Annotated in this window: 2 protein-coding genes; one reads left to right on the forward strand and one right to left on the reverse strand. The window is 63.9% G+C overall.

Annotation, left to right across the window (positions count from 1 at the left end; genetic code table 11):
- Positions 1 to 89, forward strand: an 89-nt coding sequence (locus tag QSG27_RS28900) for an NAD(P)(+) transhydrogenase (Re/Si-specific) subunit beta (RefSeq protein ID WP_253828411.1), incomplete at its 5' end; no start/stop codon positions are given.
- Positions 90 to 179: 90 nt separating this feature from the next.
- Here QSG27_RS28900 and QSG27_RS28905 read toward each other — a convergent pair.
- A complete protein-coding gene (locus QSG27_RS28905) occupies positions 180 to 881 on the reverse strand; it encodes a CBS domain-containing protein (RefSeq protein ID WP_306712292.1) in 702 nt (233 codons plus the stop codon).
- Positions 882 to 1,445 lie beyond the last annotated feature (564 nt).

A 1,445-nucleotide genomic window follows, 5' to 3' on the forward strand; every position in this document is an offset into this window, starting at 1 on the left:
AGAACGAGCTGTTCTTCCGTCCCAACACCATGATGCTCTTCGGCGACGCCAAGAAGGTCACCGAAGAGGTCGTGAAGGCCACCGAGTAAAAGGCTGCCGAAAGGAAAAGCCCCTTCCCGGACGAACCGGGAAGGGGCTTTTCTGTTGCCGGAACGGCCTCCGGATCAGAAGCCGCCAGATCAGAATCCGACGGCGCCTTCGGCGACGTGATCGACGATGGCCAAGTGATTTTCCACGCGGGTCACGCCGGGGGTGTTCTCCGCCGCGACGCGCAGGGCGTCACGCTGCGCCTCGGTGCGGACGCTGCCCCAGAGATGAACGACGCCGTTGCGCACGACGATGTTGTCGCTGATCTCCGGCGCCCAGGGCTCCGCCCGCAGCGTCTCCAGAAGCCGGTCGCGCAGAACGCGGTCGTCCGCCGCCGCGGGCGCCACGTCCGGCGCGATGCTGGCGAGGACGTGCAGCAGGTTGGCGCGGCTGACGATGCCGACCAGCTTGCCGCCGCGCAGCACCGGAACGCGCTTGATGCGGTTGCCCTCCATCAGGCGGACCACCTCGTCCAGCGTCGTTTCCTCCGTGACGGCGATCAGGTTCTCCGTCATCGCGTCGCGGACATGGCGGCCATGGGACTTGGTGTAGTCGGACGCCTGGGACGGCGCGCCCGCGAGCATGGCGAGCCACCAGGAGGCCCGGCGGACCGTGCCGGTCTCGGCCCGGCGCAGCAGGTCGCCCTCGCTGATGACGCCGAGAAGACGCCCCTCCGGATCGCAGACGGGCATGCCGCTGATCCGGTTCTCCAGCATGCGCTTCGCGGCTTCGGTCACCGTGGCGTCGGGACCGATGGTGACCACCTGACGGGTCATGATGTCCGCTGCTTTCATGGCTTTCCTCCGTTCGCCTGATTCGTTGACCCGGCCAATCTACACGGTCATGGAGGTCGAGGGAATATCTGGTGTACGGTATGCCAGTTTGCCGCAGATGGGCGGAGCCAAAAAAAGGCTCCGCCGGCGGTGAGCCGCGGAGCCGTCAGGTGGGGGAATCTACAGGGAGGAATGCGTGTAGTTCCAAAGACATTTGTACCGCCAAGGGGCAGCTCGGACCATGTTGGATTCGGTATACCAGTCATGACCTATTTGGATACCGTATACGATATTCCAAAAGAGCGCCAAGAGACGCGTTCTGGCCGGCGGGGCGCCGCCCTCGTTCATCGAAGAAACAGTCCGCGATCCAAACATATCCGCTTGTCATGAACTGGCATCTGGTATACCGTATCACCAATCCAAGCCGCTTCCCTTCTCCGGGGCAATGAAAGCGCGGCCCAAACCCCGTCAACCGGGGCCATCCCCATCAGTCGGGGACGGAGAGAGAGGGACGGGAACGCCAATGCAGACGATGAGTTTCTCGGTCGAACCCCTGGACCAGGGGATGAGCTTCAAGGCCAAAGC

It is taken from the genome of Azospirillum isscasi (genome assembly GCF_030849505.1).
Classification (GTDB): domain Bacteria; phylum Pseudomonadota; class Alphaproteobacteria; order Azospirillales; family Azospirillaceae; genus Azospirillum; species Azospirillum isscasi.